Below are 18,407 nucleotides of genomic sequence, written 5' to 3'. Positions count from 1 at the left end.
TCTAGCTCGCGCAGGTGCCAGCGAGCCTGTTGATGAGTTTCGTTCTCTCACAGATTAAATTGCGTCGGCGATCGGACAGGAGCTTGACCTCCCGGGTGGGTTCGTCCAGTCGGGCGATCGGCAGATTCTCCTCACGCAGCGCGGCCATCGCCACGGCGTGCGCGTCGATAGGGTCGGATTTTCCCGGCTGACGGGCGCTGCGCCGATACAGGGCCATCAACTGGGTCTTGACCCGCACGACCGCGTGGCCCCGGCAGCAGGTCCGATTCGATCCGCCGAGTCAGATGGCCTCGGTGGTGGCCTTGACGGTCCGCTGCCCGACCTGACGGCCGAGTTCGTCGACAGCGACAAGTGTTGGTTTGTGGGCGTCGACTCCGATCACGATCAACTTGCGACTCCAAACCCGGTTGACGGGCTGTTGGCGCCGGATCGGTGCTTCGCGGGCAGGCCTCAATCGGGCACCAGCGGCAGGCTTCAGGCCACACGAACGACCCTCCGGGCCCGGTCGGACCGCACATCAGGACAAGTCACCAGCCCGTGAGCCGGGGCAGCGAAATAGCGAACGAATCCCACCGGACCTCTCCAGGATGACATTGATGCGAAATACGCGGCTGCCCGGCGCAGAATCTCGCGCTCGAGCTGCCATTCCTTCTCTGCACCGCGCAGCCGCGTCCTTCCGGAATTCCTCCGTGTACAGAGACCGGCATCCCGCCTCGACATCCCTCCTGGCTCTCCTAGAACCATTGTCAAGGGTGTCCACTCAAAGGGTGCAGCCTCAGTCAACTGAACTCCGGCAATCCCAGGTCAAGTCCTGGGGGGTGGTGTACGACATTGTCGCGTGAGTCTTCGTCGGGATGGTTATGCGGTCAGCGCCGCTTGGGTCACCTCCTGAGCGGGTTCGGTGGCGGTTCCGTCGGGGTGGACACCGCGGGAGCGGGCCAGGACGTCTAGCCCGAGATAGCGGCGGCCTTCGATCCACTCGTCATGCTGCTCTGCGAGTACCGCGCCGACGAGCCGGATCAGGGCGGTGCGATCGGGGAAGATTCCGACCACGTCGGTTCTGCGGCGGATCTCTTTGTTGAGCCGTTCCTGGGGATTGTTGGACCAGATCTGACGCCAGATCTGCTTCGGGAAGCCGGTGAACGCGAGCAGATCCGGGCGAGCCGCGTCGAGATGGTCGGCGACCCTCGGCAGCTTCTCCGACAAGGCGTCGATCACCCGATCGTATTGAGCATGAACAGAATCGGCGTCCGGTTGGTCGTAGACGGAGTGCAGGAGCGCACGCACCCAGGGCCACGAATTCTTCGGCGTCTGCGACATCAGATTCGTCGAATAATGCGTCCGGCAGCGCTGCCAAGCGGCCCCGGGCAGGGTGGCGCCGATCGCCGACACGAGGCCGGCGTGCGCGTCGGAGGTCACCAACCGCACCCCGGACAGACCGCGGGCGACCAACGACCGGAAGAACGCCAACCAACCGGCACCGTCCTCGGCGGAGGTCACCTCGATTCCCAAGATTTCCCGGTAGCCCTCCGCGTTGACCCCGACAGCGACCAGGGTGTGCACGTTGACCACCCTCCCGTTCTCGCGGACCTTGAGCACGAGGGCGTCGGCGGCGACGAACGTATACGGGCCGGCATCTAACGGGCGGCTGCGGAACGCCTCGACCTGGGCATCGAGATCCTTCGCCATCACCGACACCTGCGATTTCGACAGCGAGGTGATACCGAGGGAATCGACGAGCTTCTCCATCCGGCGGGTCGAGACGCCGAGCAGGTAGCAGGTGGCCACCACCGACGTCAGGGCCTTCTCGGCACGCTTGCGGCGCTGCAGCAACCAGTCCGGAAAATACGAGCCCTGACGCAGCTTCGGGATCGCCACGTCAAGAGTGCCGGCACGGGTATCGAAGTCGCGGTGGCGGTAACCGTTCCGGCTGTTGACGCGGTCCTCGGAGCGTTCACCGAAACCGGCGCCGCACAGGCTGTCGGCCTCGGCGCCCATGAGAGCGTCGATGAACGTAGACAGCAGGCTGCGCAGCAGGTCGGGGCTGGCGTCGGTGAGGCGGTCGGTCAGGAACTGGTGCAGGTCGATATCGTGGGCAGTGGTCATCGCGTGGTCCTTCATCGAGTGACTTTGGTCGGTCTCTCGAAGAGTCACGCGATGGCCGCCTTCTTGGGCTACGACACGCCGGTCAGATCCGAATCCGGTCCGTACACCATCTTCATGGACGCAACCCAATCCCATCTCATCGACCAGCTGGGCAGTATCCACCTATCCATTCGGTGGGTTCTGAGATCGGACTATAGGCATGACGGCCACCGCACATTACCCTCGGATCTACTCGAGGTATTGCCGAGCATCGTTCTCAGCCGCGCCGGCCAATCGGTTTCAGCTTCATCCGCCAAATCGGCTTCCGCGTCGCCAAGGGAACGTCCGCAAATGAAGGGGCACGTAAATGACGACAGCAGCCACTCGGCGCTTAAGATCAGCGCAACCCGGTAGCTCTTCACCGGTCGATCATCCAGCTCCGGTGTCGCGGGGCGGTTCGATCTTTTCGATCGTCCTTGCGGTCATGTCGGTTACCGCGCTCGCGCTGGTGTGGCGTACGTATCAGCAGATCTGGGCGTTGGAAAACGGCCTGGACTCGCACGACCCCAACTTCAACAAGTACTGGCTAAGTCTCGCTGCAGCCAATATTATCCTGCTTCCGTCAGCGGCGGCTGTCTGGTACGCGTGGATGTGGACTTCGGCACGGCGGATTCCTAAGGAGATGACCAGAAAGGAAGAGGGTCGGCGGTTGTGGAATCTGTGGCTTCTTGTCGCGGTATTCACAGCTGCAGTTTTCTTCGGAGGAAGCTACGCCGCTGAACAAGATGCATCGTGGCATCAGATCGTCACCCGCGACACAGCTTTCACTCCCAGCCACGATGTGCTGTTCTACGGTGCTTTCCCGCTGATGATCTACTTATCTGCTGGGGTCTACCTTTACGGACGTACCCGTTTGCCGCACATTTATGGTGGTAAGCGACTGCCGGTGTCCTTCGCGATGATTGTTGGCGGTAGCTTGTTGCTTGTGTTCCAGGTGGCCATGAACGAGTTCGGTCATTCTTTCTTCCAGGCTGAGGAAGTGTTCGCAGCACCGTTGCATTGGCCGTTCGTATTCTTCGCCTACCTGCTCGCTGCAACTTTCGCTATCTGGTTCGAGACGTTGCCGCGCATTTTTGAGCTCGCCCGCCAGGAGCGGGAACTGTCGTCCATTCAAGCCGCGGAATCTCCGAATGAACCGGCGGTGGCGACGATGACTGAGCCCGGTGGCACCACCGTCGGTCATCGATAAGTTTCCCCTAGCGGGTTTGAGGGGAGCGCAGTGGGGGTGGAGGAGAGCCGATCGATCGAGGCTCTGCTCATCCCCGCTGCGCTATCCCGTTGGAGGCTTCTGTTCCACCGGAACACCCCTTTAGCGTTGTTGCTCTTGCACAGCGAGTGCTGTGTCAACTTCGATTACCGCCTGTCGCACCGAACAATAAATTGCCCGAAAGCTGGAGCCGATTTCCATGACTATCACTACTCCGCCCGTCGATTCACCCCCGCAAACAGGCAGTGCCAGACCACTGTTGAGCCGGCGGTGGGACGTACTGCTAGTGGTGGGTGCCGCTCTACTGATCGGCGGCGCCTTTCACATAAATCAGATGTTGTTCTCGGGCGACTGGTCGTTTTGGGTTGACTGGAAGGATCGCGAGTTCTGGCCCCTGGTCACCCCGGCCGTCGGCATCATCATTCCCGCGGCGGTCCAATACATCACGTGGGACCGGCTTCGACTGCCGCTCGGCGCAACCCTATGTGCAGTCGTGTTGCTGTTGGCCCAGTGGCTCTCCCGTTGGGGAAGCTTCGACCTGTGGGCGGGCATTCCCCTGAATTTCACCTGGCCCGAAACCTTCATTCTCGCCGCGATTCTTCTCGACGTCACCTTGTTGGTTACGAAAAGTTACCTACTGACATCGGTGATCGGAGGTTTGATCTGGGGTGGGCTCTTCTGGTTCTTCAACTTCCCCGCGCTCTCGCCGTTCCTGTCTCCGGTCGATTTCCACGGCACCCTGCTGACGGTGGCGGACACAATGTCCTTCCACATCGGGCGAACCCAAACCCCGGAATATCTTCGGATGATCGAGGAAGGGCATCTGAAGGCACTCGTGGGCAATATCACGATTGTCGTCTCCTTCTTCTCCGGGATGTTGTGCGCGGCAACCTATTGGATCGGCTTGGCAATCGGGAAGTATCTTGCCGTCAAGCCGACGGGCAAGTTCTTCAAGCTGACAACCGACTGAATCGATGGCAACGCAGATGTTTCGTATGAATGGGGCCTCCCCCCGCAACATTCCCCGGCTCGGACTCCGACGCAGGCGACTCACCTCGCTTCTGGGTGTCGTCGGATTCCTGTTCCTGCTGACGCCACCGCCGATCGCTGCCGCTCACGGCGAGCAGAGCCAGCAGGCGTTCGAGCGAACCTCGACAATCTTGTTCTACGACACACATTTTTCGACTGATCAACTAAATATCGGTGAGGATCTTACTATCACCGGCACCATGCGGGTCATGAACGCGTGGCCGGAGCATACAATTAAGCCGCCGGAGCTGGGCTTCCTGACAGTGAACCAGCCAGGACCGCAGTTCTTCATCGAGAACCGTGAACTTTCAGGGATGTTCACCCCCCAATCGGTGAAGGTTGTCAAGGGCGGCGTTTACCCGTACAAGATGGTTCTGAAGGCGCGACTGCCAGGGACTTGGCATATCCATCCAGCGATGGCGATGGAGGGCACCGGCACCCTGGTCGGCGCCGGCCAGCACGTCACCATCAACGATGTCGGTACCTTCACCCAACCCCAAACGCTAGCCGATGGAAGAACGGTCGATCTGGCGACGTTCGGTCTTCCCCGCGTCGCAACATGGCACGTAATCGGGCTTGTGCTCGGAGTTCTATATCTCGCCTACTGGCTACGAAAGTCCATCTTGCAACGCGCTTTGGTCGTCAGCGAAGGTCGCGCATCAACTCTGGTTTCACGGCGCGACCTCAAGGTCGGTATCGCGTTCGCCGGGGTCGCAATGCTAATCGGGGCCGCAGGGTTTGCGTACGCGACCGCATCGGACGGGCCGCACGTCCCGCTCCAAGTCGCCCGATATGCACCACAACCCGAAGCACCGAGCTCGTTAGCCTCGCATCTCGACACCAAGGTCGACAGCGCAGTATTCCAAGAAGCGACCGGAAAACTGGTGATGAAAATCCAGGTGCAAAACAATGCCGATTCGGCAGTCAAACTGGACCACCTGCAGTTCGCCGACTACGAGGTAGTCAACAAGGACGTCGCACCGCAGGCAGTGGCCGAAGGAACGAACGCAGCTATTGTCTCGCCGAGCGAGGCAATCGAGCCCGGGGCATCCCGCGACCTGACGGTCGAACTCGATGCTACCGAGCTGGCGTCGCGAAACTTGCTGCCGCTGAACGAGGCACAGGTTCGGCTCACCGGATTGATGTTCTTCCGCGACGCGGCTGGACAGACGTCCGCGGCGGAGATCAACGAACTGACCTCAGGCATCCTGCCCCAGTTCGGATAAAGGAGTCCGGTGCGGTTCGGTCGCCTCGGATCGCACCGCACCGGATAGCAGGCGAAGCTGCAACAAGCGTCAAAAGGGAGTCGCGCTGATGGATGTGACCTACCTCGCCCACGGCGGACAGATGACCGGCGATGAAATGGCCCTGATGGGGGGCGGATTACTTTTCGCCTTGCTCTTCCCGGTTGCAGTGCTGTTCATCGCGACACGGCGAACACGCAAACCAGCGGAGGCGAACCCTGCCCCACCAGAGGAGGATCTTCACGAGCCACGCGACGAAGACCAGCAACTACGTATAGGGGCGGCGCACGGCAACACCGGTAGACACACACCAACGGAGGAATTGTGAATCCTGCGGACCACCTCGCCACAGTCATGGCACCAGCTGCCGAAAATACATCCTCCTTCGGCGTCCTGATCAGCCTCGCTGCCCTAATACTCGCGGTGCTGATACCCATGTCGACCATTGCTGTTTCTGTCCTACGGACCCCGTCCCCATCGGGGTCAGACTCGGAAATCGGTCTGGGAACTGTCAGCTTGCACGACGAAATGTGGCAGTTTATCGCCAACGTCGAACAAGGCACCATCACGTTATCGTCTCTGGAGGCCGACAGGGATGCACCCTGCGCGGTCGCGAAACGGACGAGCTGGCAGCAAGAAGAACTACCCTCATGATGATTCGCCCGGCTGACGTTGGGCCCACTTTCGCGATATTCCTGCACCGCGAACAGAAGCCTCGACATCCCAACGCAACAAGGTCAGGAACCTAGGATCCGCACCTTCGGGTGCTCGACACACTGTCTGCGCCGACCCCACGGGTCGGCGCAGACAGTACTGAGGAAGGGAACGTATCAACGATGCGTGTTCCGTTGACTACCAATGACTTCATCGACCGGGCTGAAGCCGTGTACGGCGACCGGGTCGGGGTGGTGGACGAGCCAGTGCAACCGGCTGCCTCCCTCAAGGAACTGACCTATAAGTCCTTGGCGAGCCGAGTCAGGGCGATTCAGGCTGGCCTTGACGGTATGGATGTCCCCGAAGGGGCACGGGTCGCCGTCGTCAGCCACAATTCCGCACGGCTGCTCGAGATGCTGCAGGCGGTTCCCTCTTCAGGGCGAATCCTAGTTCCGATCAACTTTCGGTTGCAGCCCGACGAAGTGTCGTACATCGTCGACGACTGCGCTGCCGATGTCCTGCTGATCGACCCCGAACTGGACCACGTACTCTCGAAGGTCCAGGCCCGCCATAAATTCGTCCTCGGGAACGAGTCCGACGACGCACTGCTACGGTTCGGCATCGCGCCACGTCAATGGCAGGCACCCAACGAGAACGCCACCGCGACGCTGAACTACACCAGCGGCACGACTGCCAAACCCAAGGGCGTGTGTATCACCCACCGCAACATTTGGATCAATTCGGTCACCTTCGGAATGCACATGCAGGTCAGCGATCGCGATGTACTGATGCACGTGTTGCCAATGTTTCATTGCAACGGGTGGGGAATGCCGTACACCGCCACTGCCATGGGGGTAAAGCAGATCGTTCTGCGTAAGGTCGACGGTGCCGAGATACTGCGCCGTGTCGAGGAACATGGAGTCACCCTCATGTGCGGCGCTCCGACGGTGTGGAGCATGGTGCTCGACGCCGCCCAGGAGTGGGAAGGACCGATACCGGGACATGGCCGGGTGCGTCTGGTCTGCGCTGGAGCGCCACCGCCCTCGCAGACCATCGCGCGGATCGAGCAAGAACTGGGGTGGCAATTTAACCAGATCTACGGTCTCACTGAAACTTCACCGCTACTTGCGGTGAACCGTTCACGCGCCGAATACGACGACTTGCCCGCGTTCGAGCGCGCGAGGAAGCTCGCCCGAGCCGGCGCACCTTCGTTGGGAACCTCGCTCACGCTCGACGACACCGGCGAGGTGCTGGCGGCGTCGAACACGGTAATGGCCAGCTACTGGAATCAGCCAGAAGCGACGGCCAGTGCGCTGAGGGAGGGATGGTTCCACACCGGTGACGGCGGAACCATTGGGACGGACGGATACCTGACTATCACCGATCGAAAAAAGGACGTCATTATCACCGGCGGAGAAAACGTCAGCTCCATCGAGGTCGAGGACGTACTTTTCGCGCATCCCGCAGTGACAGATGCCGCGGTCTTCGCCGTACCCGACAACAGGTGGGGTGAATCCGTCGCGGCCGTGGTGGTCCTGCGTGACGGCGAAACGGTGACCGAATCCGAACTGATCGCTTACGCTCGCACGAAGCTCGCCGGGTACAAAATTCCTAAACAGGTGTTCTTCCGCTCGGAAATTCCTCATACCGCCACCGGGAAGATACAGAAATTCAAGCTCCGCGAACAATTCTGGACCGGCGATCGACAAGTGAATTGAGCCTCATTCTGCTCTGCAGCCGACTGCGATCCCCGCCGGCCTAAGCCCCTGCCGGTTAGCAGCGAACGCCCCCCCCCCGGCACCGTCGGGGCGGTGGCGGTGACCGTCAGGGACCGGCCGGGACGTCGTGGTCACGCGTTGGCGGATACGCACACCCACGCTTACATCGCCGCGGGACGCGCACGGGGCAAGTCCGACCGAAATCCGACGCTCATTCAAGCGTTGCAACGCGCGCGAGCTTTCTGCACTCTGACGCACTGTGCTCATTGACAAACGTAGAAGCGTCCCTCGATAGAGCTACCAACTCCACTCGAGCGTCAGAGCACGCGATGCGCACTGCCACGATGTCGCACTGCACACCAGTTTTGACCGAGCTCACTCGATGCGCTGATGATGGGCGTCGAAGCCAACACCGCTGCGGGGGCCGGCTTCCGTGAACGTTCCGAGGCAACGCGGACTAACAGCCAGGACTGGGAGCGCCTCAGCTGGTCGGCGCGGTCGTCGCCGATAGCGCGACGAGTGGATTAAGCCCGCCGCTACCTCGGCCTCGAAGTGCTCGCCAGGTCCCGCGGCGCCCGCCGACGACACTGGCTACCGAATCTACGCAAAGGTGAACTCAAGCGGCACTGACCGCATCAACCATATGAGGAGTCGCACGATGACGGTTTGCACACGACCTCGCGGGACTTGAGCGTCGCGAGGATGGAGTTATCGTATGTGGCGGAACTGACTTTTCGAATCGTTTTTGCGGGAATGCGAGGCCGCGGGGGGTCGTCAGTGCCGCCCACCCGCTGAAGCGTGCAGATTGGACTCTTCGCCCAACGGGCAAACCAACGATCGGGAGTTGGGTTGACTATGTGCGCGCTCTACCGGCTCTGAGAAGCACCTGGAAAGTGGGACGCTGGCGCGTCTGGAGTCTGAAACCTGGTGTAGCCCGAAATCAGCCCATTCGTGGACCAGATTGTCCGATTGGGCAGGTTGAGAACTACCCGGAACGCCAGTCCGCTCTGCCAGCATTCTACGTATCGTGGTGACAACAGCTGAGGTGCAGTAACTCAGCGCGGCGGAGGCACTCCTGAGCGCCCCCGGAGGAAGCACAAATCATCTGTCGGTCGCATGTGGAGAAGCATAGACAATGTCACAGTCAGCGAAAGCCGCTACATCAGTTGATCTCGCCTCGCTCGTCAAGTCGCAGAGCCTTCCCGGGGCACCTGAAATCCGATCAGTTGACGATACTATCCATGTCTGCTACTCCCATGCAGACCTTGTCATCAAACTCCGGAAGCGCCCGTCCCAACCACTTTGGGACACGAAATGGGAAGTAAGCGTGCGAGAACCCACCCCTGGCCTCGGGACCTGGTGGGGCGCATGGAGTCAATCATTCGCAGCGAACCGTGCGGATCTAGGCAGACTGCTTGCGGGAGAAATCACTGAAACGGCTTGCCGTATTCGGAACATGCTCGACGAGCATTCATCAATCATCCCGGTACCTGATATCTGACATTGTCCGCATTTCCGCGAGATCTTATATTTAGTGTAAGTTCGCCTATGGGCAGCGGGGAGATGCCGACTCTGGACATGTCAGCGCGTACCCAGCGTTTTCGGTCGCGCTGAGCGTTACCTCTCAACACCGATCAAGGCGCAGGTCTACGAAGTTCGCGACGGCACTGGCGTCTGGCAAGTTCGCGATGCGGCGATTGCTCATTGCCGATCGGTTTCGCGTTACATGGGATCATCGTTATCGCTCACTCCAGTCCGCGTGGCCGTGGCGCGTGCGAACAAACCCAACACAGGAGGAGGACGAATATGGCTCTGCTCACCATCGGCGATCAGTTCCCCGCGTACAACCTGAAAGCCGTCATCGGCGGTGACCTCTCCAAGGTCGACGCCCAGCAGCCCGACGACTACTTCACCACGATCACCAGCGACGACCACGCCGGCAAGTGGCGGATCGTCTTCTTCTGGCCCAAGGACTTCACGTTCGTGTGCCCCACCGAGATCGCCGCATTCGGCAAGCTGAACGACGAGTTCGCCGACCGCGACGCGCAGGTGCTCGGTGCGTCCGTCGACAACGAGTTCGTCCACTTCCAGTGGCGTGCCCAGCACGAGGACCTGAAGACCCTTCCCTTCCCGATCCTTTCGGACCTCAAGCGTGAACTGGTCGAAGCCACCGGCGTTCTCAACGCCGACGGTGTCGCCGACCGCGCCACCTTCATCGTCGACCCCAACAACGAGGTCCAGTTCGTCTCCGTCACCGCCGGTTCCGTGGGCCGCAACGTAGACGAGGTCCTTCGTGTCCTCGACGCCCTGCAGTCCGACGAGCTGTGCGCCTGCGACTGGAAGAAGGGCGATCCGACGATCGACGCCGGCGAACTGCTGACTGCGAGCGTCTGAGTCATGACTGTCGAGAATCTGAAGAACTCACTCCCCGAATACGCCAAGGACCTCAAGCTCAATCTGAGTTCCATCGCGCGCAGTACCGTGCTGAACGAGCAGCAGCTGTGGGGCACCCTCCTCGCCACCGCAGCTGCCACCAAGTCGGCGACCACCTTGAAGGAGATCGCCGAAGAGGCGGCCGACTCGCTGTCGGCCGAGGCCTACAACGCAGCTCTGGGTGCCGCGTCGATCATGGGCATGAACAACGTCTTCTACCGCACCAAGGGCTACCTTGACGGTAAGTACGACGATCTCCGTGCGGGCCTGCGGATGAACATCATCGGCAACCCGGGTGTCGACAAGGCCGATTTCGAGCTGTGGTCGCTCGCGGTCTCCGCGATCAACGGCTGCAACCACTGCCTCGAAGCCCACGAGAACACCCTCCGGCAGGAAGGCGTCGACCGTGAGGTGATCTTCGAAGCGATCCGCGCCGGTTCGATCGTCGCGGGCGTCGCCCAGGCCGTCGAGGCCGGCCGCACACTTGACGTTGTTGCAGTCTGACCCCTCCCGTATTAACAGCTGTCCGGTGAAGAGGACGATATTGCCATCGTCGCCGGGAACTGCGGAACACACCGTGCGTTGATTCCTCGGTCGAGCCCAAGGCTTCGATGGACACAATGGCCGACACCGCCATTGAACCGATTCGGAAGAGCGAGCGGCACAGCTTCTCGGGAAATGCCGGTTCACAGATCATCGATGCTCGGCCGATCGAGGACCGTCCCTACACCGCGCAGTCCGGCAGCGCACTAGGATAGCTCGAAGGTGATTTGTTGATCGGTTCGAAAAATATGGCTCTCTTGTCATGAATGTGGATGGGTTGCCGTGTGATACGGGAGGGTGAGGGTGACGGGTCCGCAGGCGAGCAGGATCAACGCGAGAGCATTCTCGGCGGTGTGGAATCCGTAGGCCCGGCGGATAATCAGCCTCACCTTGTTATTCAGTCCCTCATGGCGTCCGTTCGCGAGGCCTCGTTCGACCGCGGCGGTGATGCCGTCGAGGTGCTTTCGGATGGTGCGTCCGAGTTTGACGAACTGCGGGATCCGGCAGCGCTGCGCCCACCCGCACCATCGGGCGAGCATCGCGATCACCTCCTCGTCGTCGAGATCGCCGGCGAAGACCGCGCGCAACGCCTCCTTGAGGTCGTAGGCCCGGACCAGTGCGCCGCCCTGCCGTTTGAGCGCTTTCAGTGTCGAAGCCTGCTTGGCGGACAGGCTTTCGGGGTTCTTCAAGAGCGCCCACCGCGCGCCTCGATAGGTCTTGGCGATCTGCTTGTCCGAGAGACTGCGGGCGTGCTGCCACACCTGGCGACGCACGTCGTCGAGGGCGTCGGTGGCGAGTTTGACGACATGGAACGGGTCGAAACAGATCGTCGCCTGCGGGGCATGCTCGCGTACCGCTTTGACGTAGGCCGGTCCGAGGTCCATCGACACCGCCTCGATCCGCTCCGCGGCCCCCGCGGGCAGGGTGTCGGTGAAGAAGGTGCCGAACGCGGCGGCGTGCTTGCCCTCGGTGCCCCAAACGATCTTGCCGGTCTCGTGGTCGGACACCAGCGTCAGATACTTGTGGTGGCGGCGCCACGAAATCTCGTCCACCCCGATCTCGACCAGATTCGTGAATCGGTCGGGGTCGAGTTTGTCGGCGACGACCCGGCCGCAGATCGCGCCGACGGTGCGCCAGGTGACCCGGCAGAACACCGACACGGTGGACTTGTCGGTCTTGGTGGCCAACCACACCGCCAGGTCCTCGAAGTCGCGAGTGAACCCGGATCCGGGTCGGGCGAAGTCCACCGCCTCGACCAGTACCCCGTGCTCGGGGCATCGCAGCCGCCGGCGGCGCATCGTGAGCACACAGACGCGTCCACCCAGGTCGAGGTGCCGCCACGACGAGTCCACCTCCCGGGTGTCGTAGCGATGAAGGGTTGAATAGTCGCAGTGCGGGCACCGCATCCGGCGGCGGTGGGGGCGCACCGCCACCCGCACCCGATCGTCGGCGATCTCGACGTCGCGGACGGTGGCCTGCGGTAGGCACAGCAGCCTGTTGAGTAGGGTTGAAGCGCGCACGGGTCATCTCCGATGGTGACGGATGTGTAGGAGCTTTCGACCCTACGGGCGGCCCGTGCGCCCACCCCCACACCACCTGCCCTTATCACATGCAGGGCCATCCACATTCATGGCAGAAGAGCCAAAAATATCCCGGGTCGCCACCCTCTGCGTCCGCCGGGCGAGGTTCCTGACTATCGTGCAGTTTGGACGAGGCGGCACGCCACGACTGTCGTTCCCGCGCTTGCCGAGACCACACTTGCATCGACCCTGGGTTAATGGCGGATTCGCGAGCTGCCGTGATTGAGCGAGTGCGGCAGCGAGTTCGCGCTGCCCAGATTGCGGTAGGTGGCGCGTATCTGTTCTGGTGCGGTCACCAGCAGAGCATGGATCTGGTTCATCGCCACCCTCGCGCCTTGCGCGCCGAGGAACCGCTGGTGAGAAGGATCCGTATCGATTCGACAAGCCCGTCTTTCGGGGAGGCGACCCGCGCCCGGACAGTGCAGTGACGGCCGCCCGGAACGCGCCGAGGGGGTCGGACTTGCCGTGCAGGCGGCGTACACGGCGGTCGGGCCGGGCGACCTCGAGAAGGGTCATCCCGGCACGGTGCAGTATGCGCGCTAGTCCGTGTTCGTCGATGACCGCGACGTGATGGGTGTCCCTTGTGGGTGTCGATTCCCCCATAGACGCTGATCTTGCTCTCGTGGTCGGTGCCTACAGATGATGCCCCTCCCTCAATCGGCGTGGACACGCGCCAACCGGGCGGGCAGACAGCACATAGACGAGACTGCCGGAGTCAATCACCTATTGAATCAGCCTGCCCGGTCGGTGCGCGCAGCCACGAGGTGACGGACAGATCCATCTAAGAACAGTCCCCCATAGAGGCGTCGGTGTACGACCGGGTCACGTCACCCCCCATCCATCATGCTAGTGGGGTATCTCTGAATTAGCTGATCTATAGATCAGCTCGGGCACCGAGTGAAACACCCGGCGCGCTATGCGGCTTGAGGCCCCTGACGACCATACGCGCTGCACGGTATCTTCCGAGCCCCCGACTGCGTCGGCCATTGTCCGGCAACTCCAATGCGTTTCGCCCTCGGGGCGATAATTCTGCCTCTGATCGAGAATTTCTCGATCTCTCCTGCGGAATCGACGCCTTGCGGCCACGGCCCTTACGGACTTCACCCAACCGGGTCACCCCATCCTCTGCGAACCATGCCCGCCAGTTCGATACCGACCCAGGCAACACGGACAACGCCCGTCCGATCGCGGCATTGGCCTCACCATCGGTCATCTTCCGGGAAGGTACGCCCTCCCGGGATGTCGGGTAGGACCGCCGCATTGCTGCGGCGGTCCCCCCCTCAGAACCGTACGTGCCAGTCGTCCCGGCATACGGCTCAAGCAAGCCCCGGGGACGTTGCGGGAACTGCGGAATCCGTTGGGCTCCTGCGCAGCCGAGCCCGGAGGCTGCGATGGCAGGAGGCGTGTACAAGGTGGGTCTCGTCCGACCGGGTCGCCCGCCCGTGGTGGGTGAGATAGTCGGCGGCGATGGCTCGCTTGACAACTCCCAGCCACCACCGTTCCCACTCGGAGGGCGACTGTGGGGTTGATCGGCGGTCAGCAAATGGTCGCCGCACAGCGGGCACCGGCCGTCCTGCTTGGCGAGCAGGCGCAGGTTGTAGCTGTCCAGTGCGGGTTTGACCTTGCGTCGCCGTTCGGCCCAGTAGCCGGCCAGTTCCGGGTCGTCGGGAGACGCCCGGCCCATGACCAGCCTGTGTCGGACGATAGGAGTCCAGGCGAATTTGACCAGACACGCGATGTTTTCGCGACGGTCTCCAGCGGGCGGTCGGGGTCGCCGAACACCCACTGATCGTTCCTGAACTTGTTGAACCGGCCCCAGTAGCGGCGCGCGATCCACTTCTTCGGCTTCTTCGGATGCGTTCGGCGTGCCCACCCGAAGGTGAGCTGCCACATATAGTCGGCGAGGCGCCGGGCGACCCGGTCGAAGGTCTCGTCGGTCACGATCGCCGGGACGGCGATCTCGGTCCATTCGTCGCGGGGCCGGTCGACGGTCTTGGACGCGCGGGGTGTGGATCGTCCCTGCAGTCGGGCGACCCGGTTCAGCCCGGGGGATTCGTGCACGACCATGGTCTTGCCGAACACCGCGCGTCCGGCGTAGGCGGGGTTGCGCAGCATGCCCCAGAGCACCGAGCGGTCCCAGCGTTGCTTGCCGGTGCGGGTGGGCACACCCTGGTCGGTGAGCCAGCGGGCCAGCTCGGCGATGGAGGCGCCGTCGTCGGCGTAGCGGCGGAACAGCTCGGTGACCAGCACCGCTTCGTGCTCAACGATCTCGTAGGCGGCGCCGGCGTGGTCGCTCTTGCGGACGTAGCGGTAGCCGAACGGGGCGCCGGAGAGCACGTTGATCGACCCGGTCTTGGCGCGGTGGGTCTTGCCGCGGCGGTATCGCTCGAGGATCTGTGCCTTCTCGTATTCGGCGAACATGCCCTGGAACTGCACTAGCAGCTGATCCTCCGGGGAGTCGCCGCGCGGGCCCTGGACGAACTGCACCCGGGTTCCGGCGCGGGTGAACTCCTCGATCAGCAGGGCCTGGTAGGCGAACTTGCGGGCCAGCCGGTCCGGGGAGTAGCACAGCACCACATCCACCCCGACCCCGGCAACCACATCCCGCAGCCGTTCCAGGGCCGGGCGGATCAGGGTGGCCCCGGAGTGCCCCTCGTCCTCGAAGACCCATTCGTCGGGGACCTCAAGTCCCAGCTGCTCGGCGTGCGCGCGCAGCGCCGCCGTCTGTGAGCGAATCGTCTCGTCCTTCTTCTGCCGGGCCGAGGACACCCGGGCGTAGATCACCGCGCTCGTCATGGGGCGGTCGTCCTTCCTGACCGGCCCGTTCGATACGGGCCCGTCGCTGTGGTACCAGAATGGCGTAGGCCACCGACACATCCGTGGCCGCGTGGTCTCGACCACCCGGTCGTTCACCTGCGCCGAGGCTTTCTGCGGCCCCGCGCCAAGAACTCGGTCAACGCCTGCGCGACCAGGGCGGAGATCGTGCTCCCCGACTCCCTAGCCTGCTCGCGCACCCGAACCGCCAGCGCCGCAGGTAATTTGACGGTGAACACCGTCGTCTCCTCCGGAACGATGGCCCGTCCGCCCTCAGCGGCGCGGTCGGCGTACCGCCGCGCCTGCCGCACCGAGCAGCCGAACCGCTCCGCCAGGATGGGCGCGGCCTCGGCCACCGGCACCCCCGACTCCAGCAGCTCCGCCGCCGCGTTGACCCGTTGGGCGTACACCGCAGCGCCAGCACGCGCACGACCATCAGACATGACATAATCGTACTACTGAACATGTCACATGTACGGATTCCACACCGCCGAGAATGCTCTCGCGTTGATCCTGCTCGCCTGCGGACCCGTCACCCTCACCCTCCCGTATCACACGGCAACCCATCCACATTCATGACAAGAGAGCCGATTTTGTCGAACGCGGCCGACAAATCGGCGTCCAGAATCCACACCCGTCGGGATCGTGGCCCTTTGAGCGTGAGGAAGAGTGACTGGATCGCATCGGCACAGCCGCGGCCCGGGCGAAACCCGTAGGAACGGGCCTCGAACCGGGCCTCCCACTCGGGCTCCAACGCGTTGCGGACCCGCCCTTGATGACAGCGATCCATCATCACGGGGATACCGAGTGGACGCTGATTTCCGTTGGCCTTCGGTACGTACACGCGCCGAACCGGCAAGGGCTCCCACGACGACCGCGAGTCATGGACACGCACCGCTATGTTCGCTCTCGCCTCGGGCGACAGGGCAACCTCCCCATCGATCCCGGCCGTTCGACGCCCAGTATTGCGCTGAGTCACCTGTCGCACACTGACCAACGTGTTCGACCAGGAACCCAGCATCAGTTTCTGCAGCGACCGGACCGAGGCCCAGTCCTGCTCCCGCGTCGCCTTGAAGATCCTGCGCCGCAACCTCGCTACGTTTTCCTCATGGACGCGCCAATCCACGACGCTCCAATCGAAAACGCCCTCCGGTCCGTTCACCTCAACGGTGTCCAACTTGCCCTTCCGGTTCGCGAGGCTCTCGGCCTCGGTATTTCAAAGGCTCACCTGCCCACGTCAGCGCCCTTTCGAGCCCAGCCACCACCGCTGGTATCCGACCGGTTCCCCATGATCGCCGCCCAGGAGGAGCGGCGGCATCACGACCACAAGTCCCGTCGCCTTTCGGCCATCGGCATTCGCTTCTTGAGCATCCTGTTCCCGCCGAGGGATTCCGCCCCTCTCACGATCGGCCTACCGGCCCGAAGGCCGGACCCGACGGGGTTTCCACGTTCCACGCACACGAGATACGACCGGGGAGGGCGCCCCTCTATACCCCGAGACCAGCGGTGTTCGCACGATCGGCCTGTGGCCTCCGATCGCCGCTTGCCGCCACTGCCAGCGGCCAGGTGCTATCACCCGGGTTCTCGACCCGTCTTCCCAGGCTTCAAATAACGAGGCGTAATCAAGGGTTCATTCGCATTCGCCCGTCCGGCCTTCCCCTCGCCCGGTCGCTCCCCCGGACGGAACGGGGGCCCTTGGGCTTCTTCCCTGAGCTTCGCACCCCCACGGGCAGGACCCGTCGACGCACGTCAGGGCGGGGATCGGTCGCGAACGCCAACCGAGAACTACGTGACCGGCATTGCCGACCTCCAATCCACGAGCTCACTCACATGCGCGACATGTGTCGCACCCACAAGTTCTGATCATTGCTCACCAGCTATTGCTGGCGCCCCAGCGAATTGGATTGCTTCGGACGGTGCTGCCCGAGGATTCTATCCGGACGCTACCTGGTCATTGCTCGAGCGCTCGTCGTCATGCATGCTCAGCAGTGCAGTGTTCGACGCCGCCAGGCTCGCTTGCGTGCGGTCAACGCACCACATCTGGTCGCGCTCGTGCGTGCCGGCGCGGTGTTCCACAAGGGCAGACTGCTCGAACGCCCCACCGAGATCAGCCCGAACGCCGGGGCGCTCGAGCCCGCAAGCACCGGATTGGAGGTCGCCTGAAACTCACTCATCCATAGGTTTTGATGCGATGAAGGGGCGGGGCCTCCCCGCTCCTCGTGATCCCGGCGAATGCTGGGGGGTGTCACATCCACACACGTTCGGAGGAGGCCCCTATGAGTGAGTATGACGGAAAACAGTTCGTCGGGATCGATCTGCACCGGCAGCGCTCGGTGATCGTCCGGCAAACCGATTCCGGTGAGCAACTCGCGGTGGCGCGGATCGTCAACGACCCCACCTCGCTGGCCTTGCAGCTCGAGCAGGCCGGTGAGCATCCGGAGGTGGTGCTCGAGGCAGCCTACGGCTGGTACTGGGCGGTCGATGCCCTGCACGCGGCCGGTGCCACGGTGCACCTCGCACACCCGTTGGGTGTCAAGGGATTCCGGTATAGGCGGGTGAAGAACGACGTTCGCGACGCCCAGGACCTGGCGGATCTGTTGCGGATGAACCGGTTGCCCGAGGCGTGGATCGCCCCGCCACCGACGCGGGAACTGCGGGAACTGGTGCGCTACCGAGCTAAGCTCGTCGCGTTGCGGTCGGGTCTCAAGGCCCAGGTGCACTCGGTGCTCGCCAAGGCCGGGGTGTTGATCCCGGTGTCGGACCTGTTCGGCGTCGAGGGGCGTGAGCGTCTGACGCAGGTGCCGCTCGGCGTCGCGTACGCGCAGCGGGTGATTTCGTTGCTCGAGCTGATCGACGTCCTCGACGCGCACGAGGGACGATTCTTCGACCGGATCGCCGCCGAGTTGCGTGGCCATCCCGGGTATCGGGCGATTCAGGCGCTTGTCAACGGACATTCGTTCCCGCCCACTGGCGGACACGAAACCTGGATCTGGCGCACTTTTCGTGAAGGTGTTGGGCGTGTCGCCACGGTGCGCTGACC

The 18,407-nt window shown here is 62.8% G+C and carries 12 protein-coding genes and 5 pseudogenes; 9 read left to right on the top strand and 8 right to left on the bottom strand.

The features are described from left to right. Position 1: 1 nt before the first annotated feature. Both HYG77_RS36415 and HYG77_RS36410 read right to left on the bottom strand, forming a co-directional pair. Positions 2-238: a transposase gene (locus HYG77_RS36415; RefSeq protein WP_208964408.1), complete on the bottom strand. Its 237-nt coding sequence runs from the start codon at positions 236-238 to the stop codon at positions 2-4. Between the two features lie 620 nt (positions 239-858). Further along, entirely contained in the window at positions 859-2,106 is a 1,248-nt protein-coding gene (locus tag HYG77_RS36410; RefSeq protein WP_208964407.1) for an IS256 family transposase, read from the bottom strand. Positions 2,107-2,452: 346 nt separating this feature from the next. Between HYG77_RS36410 and HYG77_RS36405 the strand changes: the two genes are divergently transcribed. The 7 genes from HYG77_RS36405 (at position 2,453) to HYG77_RS36375 (ending at position 10,934) form a co-directional block, all read left to right on the top strand. Beyond that, complete coding sequence (locus tag HYG77_RS36405) at positions 2,453-3,334, top strand: methane monooxygenase/ammonia monooxygenase subunit C (RefSeq protein ID WP_208964406.1); 882 nt, start codon at positions 2,453-2,455, stop codon at positions 3,332-3,334. A gap of 217 nt (positions 3,335-3,551) precedes the next feature. Beyond that, positions 3,552-4,322 (top strand): methane monooxygenase/ammonia monooxygenase subunit A, encoded by a 771-nt coding sequence (locus tag HYG77_RS36400; protein WP_208964405.1) that lies wholly within the window; start codon positions 3,552-3,554, stop codon positions 4,320-4,322. 4 nt (positions 4,323-4,326) lie between these two features. Continuing rightward, positions 4,327-5,607 carry a methane monooxygenase/ammonia monooxygenase subunit B gene (locus tag HYG77_RS36395; protein ID WP_208964404.1) on the top strand — a complete coding sequence of 427 codons (1,281 nt, stop codon included), beginning with the start codon at positions 4,327-4,329 and terminating at the stop codon, positions 5,605-5,607. 88 nt (positions 5,608-5,695) lie between these two features. Next, positions 5,696-5,953: a hypothetical protein gene (locus HYG77_RS36390; RefSeq protein WP_208964403.1), complete on the top strand. Its 258-nt coding sequence runs from the start codon at positions 5,696-5,698 to the stop codon at positions 5,951-5,953. A gap of 508 nt (positions 5,954-6,461) precedes the next feature. After that, positions 6,462-7,997: an AMP-binding protein gene (locus HYG77_RS36385; RefSeq protein ID WP_208964402.1), complete on the top strand. Its 1,536-nt coding sequence runs from the start codon at positions 6,462-6,464 to the stop codon at positions 7,995-7,997. Between the two features lie 1,806 nt (positions 7,998-9,803). After that, complete coding sequence (locus HYG77_RS36380) at positions 9,804-10,391, top strand: peroxiredoxin (protein WP_208964401.1); 588 nt, start codon at positions 9,804-9,806, stop codon at positions 10,389-10,391. Between the two features lie 3 nt (positions 10,392-10,394). Continuing rightward, positions 10,395-10,934 (top strand): carboxymuconolactone decarboxylase family protein, encoded by a 540-nt coding sequence (locus HYG77_RS36375; RefSeq protein ID WP_208964400.1) that lies wholly within the window; start codon positions 10,395-10,397, stop codon positions 10,932-10,934. 299 nt (positions 10,935-11,233) lie between these two features. Here HYG77_RS36375 and HYG77_RS36370 read toward each other — a convergent pair whose 3' ends face one another. The 6 genes and pseudogenes from HYG77_RS36370 to HYG77_RS36355 form a co-directional block, all read right to left on the bottom strand. Beyond that, complete coding sequence (locus HYG77_RS36370) at positions 11,234-12,493, bottom strand: ISL3 family transposase (RefSeq protein WP_208964399.1); 1,260 nt, start codon at positions 12,491-12,493, stop codon at positions 11,234-11,236. A gap of 254 nt (positions 12,494-12,747) precedes the next feature. Then, positions 12,748-12,873, bottom strand: coding sequence for a hypothetical protein (locus HYG77_RS40835; RefSeq protein WP_280123344.1), 126 nt, complete (start codon positions 12,871-12,873; stop codon positions 12,748-12,750). 613 nt (positions 12,874-13,486) lie between these two features. Then, a pseudogene (locus HYG77_RS40310) lies at positions 13,487-13,790 on the bottom strand (helix-turn-helix domain-containing protein); the annotation flags it as partial. Positions 13,791-13,869: 79 nt separating this feature from the next. After that, a pseudogene (locus HYG77_RS36365) lies at positions 13,870-15,349 on the bottom strand (recombinase family protein). A gap of 113 nt (positions 15,350-15,462) precedes the next feature. Beyond that, positions 15,463-15,810, bottom strand: a complete 348-nt coding sequence (locus tag HYG77_RS36360; protein WP_208964397.1) for a ribbon-helix-helix protein, CopG family — start codon at positions 15,808-15,810, stop codon at positions 15,463-15,465. Positions 15,811-15,956: 146 nt separating this feature from the next. Beyond that, positions 15,957-16,529, bottom strand: a pseudogene (locus HYG77_RS36355) (reverse transcriptase N-terminal domain-containing protein); the annotation flags it as partial. Positions 16,530-17,374: 845 nt separating this feature from the next. On the opposite strand from HYG77_RS36355, the pseudogene HYG77_RS36350 reads away from it, so the two are divergent. Next, a pseudogene (locus HYG77_RS36350) lies at positions 17,375-17,530 on the top strand (IS256 family transposase); the annotation flags it as partial. Positions 17,531-17,643: 113 nt separating this feature from the next. Continuing rightward, positions 17,644-18,309 (top strand): annotated as a pseudogene (locus HYG77_RS36345) (transposase); the annotation flags it as partial. Positions 18,310-18,407 lie beyond the last annotated feature (98 nt).

Source organism: Rhodococcus sp. ZPP (assembly GCF_017656075.1).
GTDB lineage: Bacteria > Actinomycetota > Actinomycetes > Mycobacteriales > Mycobacteriaceae > Rhodococcus_F > Rhodococcus_F oxybenzonivorans.
The sequence above is the reverse complement of the archived record's forward strand: the minus strand, read 5'-3'. Positions and strand labels throughout refer to the sequence as shown.

Bases quoted from the DNA above. Each gene is read 5' to 3' on its own strand.
- HYG77_RS36390 (WP_208964403.1), top strand. From the start codon at position 5,696: ATGGATGTGACCTACCTCGCCCACGGCGGACAGATGACCGGCGATGAA.
- HYG77_RS36395 (WP_208964404.1), top strand. From the start codon at position 4,327: ATGGCAACGCAGATGTTTCGTATGAATGGGGCCTCCCCCCGCAACATT.
- HYG77_RS36405 (WP_208964406.1), top strand. From the start codon at position 2,453: ATGACGACAGCAGCCACTCGGCGCTTAAGATCAGCGCAACCCGGTAGC.
- HYG77_RS36385 (WP_208964402.1), top strand. From the start codon at position 6,462: ATGCGTGTTCCGTTGACTACCAATGACTTCATCGACCGGGCTGAAGCC.
- HYG77_RS40835 (WP_280123344.1), bottom strand. From the start codon at position 12,873: ATGAACCAGATCCATGCTCTGCTGGTGACCGCACCAGAACAGATACGC.
- HYG77_RS36410 (WP_208964407.1), bottom strand. From the start codon at position 2,106: ATGACCACTGCCCACGATATCGACCTGCACCAGTTCCTGACCGACCGC.
- HYG77_RS36400 (WP_208964405.1), top strand. From the start codon at position 3,552: ATGACTATCACTACTCCGCCCGTCGATTCACCCCCGCAAACAGGCAGT.
- HYG77_RS36375 (WP_208964400.1), top strand. From the start codon at position 10,395: ATGACTGTCGAGAATCTGAAGAACTCACTCCCCGAATACGCCAAGGAC.
- HYG77_RS36360 (WP_208964397.1), bottom strand. From the start codon at position 15,810: ATGTCTGATGGTCGTGCGCGTGCTGGCGCTGCGGTGTACGCCCAACGG.
- HYG77_RS36380 (WP_208964401.1), top strand. From the start codon at position 9,804: ATGGCTCTGCTCACCATCGGCGATCAGTTCCCCGCGTACAACCTGAAA.